The sequence below is a fragment of the Trinickia sp. genome (assembly GCF_057351765.1).
On the sequence record NZ_JBMRBK010000010.1, the window covers coordinates 23,865 to 30,486 of the forward strand.

At 64.0% G+C, this 6,622-nt stretch carries 6 protein-coding genes and 1 riboswitch; all 6 genes read left to right on the forward strand.

Annotated elements, in window-relative coordinates:
• Positions 1 to 87: 87 nt before the first annotated feature.
• Positions 88 to 510, forward strand: a complete 423-nt coding sequence (locus ACO1XS_RS01655) for an outer membrane protein assembly factor BamE (protein ID WP_331573851.1) — start codon at positions 88 to 90, stop codon at positions 508 to 510.
• Positions 507 to 989 (forward strand): DUF4019 domain-containing protein, encoded by a 483-nt coding sequence (locus ACO1XS_RS01660; protein ID WP_331573850.1) that lies wholly within the window; start codon positions 507 to 509, stop codon positions 987 to 989. The genes ACO1XS_RS01655 and ACO1XS_RS01660 overlap by 4 nt, the downstream gene beginning before the upstream one ends.
• Positions 986 to 2,887 (forward strand): tetratricopeptide repeat protein, encoded by a 1,902-nt coding sequence (locus ACO1XS_RS01665; protein WP_486389893.1) that lies wholly within the window; start codon positions 986 to 988, stop codon positions 2,885 to 2,887. Before ACO1XS_RS01660 ends, ACO1XS_RS01665 begins: the two co-directional genes overlap by 4 nt.
• Before the next feature lie 19 nt (positions 2,888 to 2,906).
• Positions 2,907 to 3,186: riboswitch (cobalamin riboswitch) on the forward strand.
• Positions 3,187 to 3,353: 167 nt separating this feature from the next.
• Positions 3,354 to 4,451, forward strand: coding sequence for a HoxN/HupN/NixA family nickel/cobalt transporter (locus ACO1XS_RS01670; protein WP_486389894.1), 1,098 nt, complete (start codon positions 3,354 to 3,356; stop codon positions 4,449 to 4,451).
• Positions 4,452 to 4,505: 54 nt separating this feature from the next.
• Positions 4,506 to 5,567, forward strand: a complete 1,062-nt coding sequence (cobW, locus tag ACO1XS_RS01675; protein ID WP_486389896.1) for a cobalamin biosynthesis protein CobW — start codon at positions 4,506 to 4,508, stop codon at positions 5,565 to 5,567.
• Between the two features lie 6 nt (positions 5,568 to 5,573).
• Positions 5,574 to 6,622: cobaltochelatase subunit CobN (locus tag ACO1XS_RS01680; RefSeq protein WP_486389895.1), on the forward strand; the 1,049-nt coding region annotated here is incomplete at its 3' end.

Consider the following 6,622-nt stretch of genomic DNA (forward strand, 5'->3'; position numbering starts at 1 on the left):
CGATGGGGGGCGAGGGGATGCGGCGTTGCCCGCCTCCTGGCCTGTCTCCCGTTCGCCGCAACATGAATTCATAGGGACGCCAAGAAAATGAATATTCGATCCGTTACGGCAACAGTCGGCGCGCTCTCGTGCCTGATCGGTCTCGCCGCATGCGTGGGCCCGTCGACCGACGCCTCGTTTCCCGAGCACAGCGTGGCCACGTGGCCCGATGGCACGTTTCCCAACGTCGATAACCTGCGCATGGTCGAGCCCGGCATGACGAAGGGGCAGGTCTATCCGTTGATCGGTGCGCCGCATTTTCATGAAAGCGTCTTTCATGTCCGTGTGTGGAACTACCTGTTCCATTTCCGCACGGAAGACAAGACGCTTACATGCGAATATCAGATCGCATTCGACGATCATGGGCGAGTGAATCGGACGCGATGGAACGATCAGCAGTGCGAACGATTTGCACCTGCTAAGATCGCGGACGGCGTCGATCGATCGGACACATCGGGGAAGGTTCAATGAAGGGTATCGCCGGGAGATACAGAGTAGCCGCGGCATGCGTGCTCGCGGGGGTGTCGATGCTGGCGCATGGTGCGCAGGCGGGCACGTCCGCGGACGAACTGCTTGGCGACGCGCAGCGCGTGCTTGAGCAAATCGATGCGGGCCGATATGCGACGGTCTGGCAGCAGACCGCACCTTTCGTTCGCGCGAAGTACGCTGCCGATGCATTCGAACGGGGCCTCTCGCAATCGCGCAACGCGCTGGGCACGGTCGATCACCGCGGATGGGCATCGGTGACCCGCCTGACTTATTCGCATAATCAGGCGGTGCCCGACGGCCTCTACGCGAACGTCGACTATGCGACATGGCTGGCAGACGGTCGTGTCGTCTATGAAAAAGTCAGCTTCCAGCTCGGCAGCGACGGCCGATGGTATTTCACCGGTTACGAGCCGCGGCAGAGTCAGGGCGTTGCAGCACAGGCGCAAGTCGGCCAGAAATGAACGATCGGCAATTCGGCTCCAGCGCCGCTGAAGCACGCGATGCGACGCCATCGAGGGCGAGCGGCACGGTGCCCGAGGCGTTCGATGCGGGCCCGCGGGCGTCGAAGATTCGTCGGCATCTCGAGGCGGGCGAATTGATCGAGGCATCGGAGATGCTTTCCGATTGCCTGGAGCTTGCTCCCAACAATGCCGACGTTGCTACGTTGCAAGCGCAGCTGCTGCGGCTGTGCGGGCGCTACCAGGAGGCGGGCGAGTGGGTCGATCGCGTGCTGGCGGCAGTGCCCGCCCACAGCGGGGCTTGCGTCGAAGCTGCACGTCTGGCGGCGCTCACCGGGGCAACGGATCGTGCATTCGACTGCTTCGAACGCGCGCACCGCGCGGTGCCCGATGCAACGGACTGGTTCGCCGAGTGGACTGCGCTTGCCCATGCGGTAGGGCGGACGGATATCGCTGCAACCGTTGCTGCTCGATGGTGCGAGCTCGCCCCCGATTCCGCGCACGCGTGGTTCTCGCTCGGCCTCGCGCATCACGAGGCCGGGGCGCTCGATGCGGCGCTTGCGGCGTACGAGCATGCCCTCTCGCTCGATGCCGGCGTTTCAATGCTGCGCAATAACCTCTCGGCGCTGCATTACACGCGAGGCGAATACGACGCGGCGTTGAAAGTCGGGAGGCAGGCGCTTCGCGCGGAGCCCAATCATCATCTCGCATGGACGAACCTCGCCAATGTCTGGCTGAGGTTGCGCGAGCCGGACAAGGCGTTGATCGCCGCACGGCGCGCCGCAACGCTGGCGCCTGATTTCGCGCTGGCGCAGCTTGCCTTGAGCAATGCGGCCCGCGAGTCGCAGTCATGGGCCGAGGCGTTCAATGCGATCGTGCACGCGGCGAAAATATCGGGCGCGGAGCCGAAGATCCAGTTCTCGGTCGCGATGCTGCAGTTGATGCAAGGCGACTTCGCAAACGGCTGGATCAATTTCGAGGCGCGCTGGAGCGGATCGCCCGAGCTTGCGGGCAAGGAGGCGTTTTGCCCAGGCCAACGCTGGCAGGGCGAAGCGCTCGAGGGCAAGACGCTGCTCGTCTGGGGCGAGCAGGGACATGGCGATGCCATCCAGTTCATTCGCTTTTTGCCGTCTATCGTCAAACACGCGCGCGATGCGGGCGGGAAGGTCATCTGCTGCTGTTTTCGTCCGCTGTACGAGCTTTTCAAGCGAAGCCTGGCAGGCTGTGATGTCGAGGTCTTGCCCAGCGATCTCGAGCGGTTGCCCCACTTCGACTACCACCTTCCGCTCGCGAGCTTGCCGCTCGTGCTCGGCGTCACGCTCGAAATGCTCCCCGCACCCGCGGCGTACCTGGTACCGGACGCGGCCCGCGTCGAACGTTGGCGTGGCGAAATCGGTGGGAGCGCTCGCCTGAAAGCGGGCCTCGTGTGGACGGGCAGCCGCAATCATCAGCGCAATTCCGTGCGCGCGGTGTGCCCGGAGCGCTACGCCGAAGCCTTCTCCCGCATCGACGGTATCGATTGGTATAGCTTGCAACCCGGCGCAGCCGAGGACGTCGAGCGCATGGAACGCGCGGGACTGCACGTCGTCGATCGAACGAGCGAGTTCGCGAGCTTCGACGATACGGCCGCGCTCATTGCCAACCTCGATGTGGTCGTGACCGTCTGCACGTCCGTTGCGCATCTGGCCGCCGCATTGGGCCGGCCCACGTGGTTGCTGCTCGACGTCAACCCGCACTGGGTATGGATGACGGAGCGGCGGGACAGCCCGTGGTATCCGAGCGTCAGGCTCTATCGTCAGCGCAACTATCGGGATTGGACCGCACCGCTGGCCGAACTGAGGGCCGACCTCGAACAGGCAGCCCGGCAACCGGCGGTGCAAGGAGCCGGCGCGCGTCCTTGACGCTCGCTGAGCGCGCCCTTACACTCGCAGCCAATCTGGTGCTCGCGCGCGCATTCCTGCGTGCGCAGTTAAACGGGAAACAGGAGCGCGTCCGGGCGAACGATGCCGGCACGATCGACCTGTGCTGCCCCCGCAACGGTGAGCGAACGCATCGCGAACGCGATGCAGAGCCGGCTTCGATGCATGCACGCAAGGCCGTGTATGCAGGCAACCACTGCGCAAGAAACAACACCACTCGCGCGGGAAGGTGAAGCGGCGCTTTCGTCAGCCCGGATACCGGCCAGAGGGAAGGCGGATGCCGCGGTGGGCGGCATGCCAGCCGGGACTGCTTCGCTTCGCGCTGTCATTGCGTCATCGCACCTCGTTTTCCTGCTTCGATCAGGTTCGGCTTCGCCGTTGGCCGGCACCGGGCAATGGAACGAGCGGTGCGATATCTCGCGTGGTGGCGCAAGGGCGGGGCACGTCCATGTCAATCCGTCTCGATCTCCATAAGGGGACCGCCGTGCTCGAGTCCATCGCGGGGCTTTTCAACGATAGTTCCACTGCGTTGCGCAACAAGGTGGCAGGCATCTATGCCGTGCTGCTCGTGTTCAATCTAGGGGCCTGGGTCTGGGCCTTCGTCGCTTTTCGCGGTCAGCCGGTTTTGCTCGGCACCGCATTGCTTGCCTATACGTTCGGCCTTCGCCACGCCGTCGACGCGGATCATATCGCCGCAATCGACAATGTCACGCGCAAGCTGCTGCAGGAGCGGCGCAACTCGCTCGGCGCGGGCTTTTTCTTCTCGCTCGGGCATTCGACGGTGGTCGTGCTCATGTCGATTGCCGTTGCGCTGACGGCGTCGACACTGACGGCACATTTCTCGCAACTGAGGTCCATCGGCGCCGTCATCAGCACCTGTGTGTCGGCGTTCTTTCTGCTGATACTGGCTGCGGCCAATATGGCGATCCTGCTTTCGATGTGGCGCACGTTTCGCGCGGCGCGTCGCGGCGAGCCCATCGTCGAAGAAGACCTGGACCTGCTGCTCGGCGGGAGAGGCCTGCTTGCGCGCCTGTTCCGACCGCTTTTCAAGCTCGCATCGCGCAGTTGGCACCTCTATCCGATCGGTCTCCTGTTTGGCCTGGGCTTCGATACGGCCACCGAAGTCGCGCTCTTCGGCATTTCGGCCACGCAGGCATCCGGCGGCATGTCGGTCTGGTCCATCGCCGCCTTGCCGCTGCTTTTCACGGCCGGCATGTCGCTCGTCGACACCACCGACGGCATTCTGATGACGGGCGCGTATCGCTGGGCCTTCGTTCGGCCGATTCGCAAGATCTACTACAACATGACGATCACCTTCGTCTCCGTCGTGGTGGCGCTCGTGATCGGCAGTGTCGAAGCACTCGCCCTTGCCGCGGACAAGCTCCAGCTCAAAGGTGCCTTCTGGGATTTCATCGGCAGCGCCGCCGACCGTTTCGGTTTGCTCGGCTATTTCGTCATCGGCATTTTTCTGTTCAGTTGGGCCGTGTCGGCGTTGATCTACCGCTTCAAGCGCTATGACGAAATCGACGTGACACTGTCGGCCTGAGCTTCGGCTCGCGAGACATTTTCGAACGATATCGAGGTACTCATGCACACTTCCATGCGCAAGATCCCGGTCACCGTCGTGACGGGCTTTCTCGGCAGCGGCAAGACCACGCTGCTGCGCCATATTCTGCAAAACGCGCGCGGTGCGCGCATCGCGGTCATCGTCAACGAGTTCGGCGAACTCGGCATCGATGGCGAAATCCTCAAAGGCTGCGGCATCGGCTGCGAGGAGGACGGCGCCGCCGGCGCGCTCTATGAGTTGGCCAATGGGTGTCTTTGCTGCACGGTGCAGGAGGAGTTCTTCCCCGTCATGGAAGCGCTCGTCGAGCGCCGCGACAGTATCGATCACGTGCTCATCGAGACGTCGGGCCTCGCTTTGCCGAAGCCGCTCGTTCAAGCCTTCAACTGGCCCGCCATCAAGAATGCTTTCACGGTCGATGCGGTCGTGACCGTCGTCGATGGGCCGGCCGTTGCGAGCGGTCAATTCGCGGCGGACCCGTTGGCCATCGAGCGCGAGCGTCGGGCCGATCCCAATCTCGACCACGAATCGCCGTTGCACGAGCTGTTCGAAGACCAACTGTGCGCGGCCGATCTCGTGGTCCTCAACAAGACGGATCTGCTCGACGATGCGGGGACGGCCGCCGTCGAGGCGCTGGTGCGCGAAGAGATTCCGTCGCATGTGAAGGTCGTGCGTGCACAGCAGGGCGAGCTCGATTTGCAGGTGCTGCTCGGCCTTCAGGCCGCGTCCGAGGAGACCATTCATCTACGCGTGGACCACCACGGTTCCGTCGACGATGCCGATCACCATCACGACGAGTTCGACTCGGTCGTGGTCGAGGGCAGCGTGAGCTCGCGCGAGCATGCGCTTGCGGCGCTGGCGCGGCTCGTCGAGACGCATACGATCTATCGCGTCAAAGGGTTCGCAGCATTGCCGGGCGCACCGATGCGGCTCGTGATCCAGGGTGTCGGGCGCCGCTTCGACAGTTATTTCGACCGCCGCTGGCAGGCCGGCGAGGCTGCCGCGAGCCGTTTCGTGCTGATCGGCGCGGACCTCGATGCAACCGCGCTGCAACGCGCATTCGACGCCGCGCTTGCCGCGCCGTTACAACCGGCCTGACGCCTCATGCATTTGCTGCGAACCGTCCCTGGGGGCTTCGTCGACGATACCGCCGGCGTGGTGCGAATCGACCAGCGTCCGGCCGATATCGTCGTCATGAGCTCTGCCGATACGACGCTATCGTTGCTGGCGAGTGTGGTCGAGCGGATCGGCGCCGGCTTCCCGAGCCTGCGCCTCGCCAATATGGCATATCTGCGCCAGCCGGCGTCGATCGATTTCTATGTCGACGATGTGCTTCAGCATGCGCGCGTGATCGTCGTCGATCACCTGGGCGGCGAGGCGTATTGGCCGTACGGCATCGAGCGGCTCGTCGAACTGGCCCGGCGCCGCAAGCAAGTGCTCGTCATGTTCTCGGGCGATTTGCAGGAGGACGAGAACCTCGTCGCGAAAAGTACCGCCGACGCCGCGTTTACGCGGCTGCTCTGGCGTTACCTGCGCGAGGGCGGCCCCGGCAACGCGCAGGCGTTCCTGCGCGCGATCGGCTGGCATGCGTTCGGGTGGGGAGGCGAGCCGCCGCCGCCCGCCGCATTGCCGGCCGCGTCGCTCTATCATCCTTCGCACGACACGCCGAGCATTGCCGAATGGCAGACGCGTTGGCAAGCCGGGGCGCCCGTCGTCGCCATCCTCTTTTATCGGGCGCATTTGCAGGCGGCCAATACGGCGGTTTTCGATGCAATGATCGAGGCGCTCGAGGCCCTGCAGTTGAACCCCTTACCGATTGCGGTGACCTCCTTGAAGGACGCGGTGAGCCGCGATGTGGTCGGGCGGCTTTGCGAGCAACACGATGCCGCGCTCGTGTTGAACACGACGGCGTTTGCAGCCTCCGCCATCGACGATCCCGAACCGATGGCAATCGCCGGCGATGCGCCCGTCATGCAGGTCATCCTGAGCGGCAGCAATCGCGACGATTGGCTCAAGGACAATCAAGGCCTGCATGCACGCGATATCGCGATGCATGTCGCACTGCCCGAGGTCGACGGTCGGATCATCACACGCGCGGTCAGCTTCAAGGGGCTCGCGTATCGCTGTCCGCATACCGAAGTGGATGTCGTGCG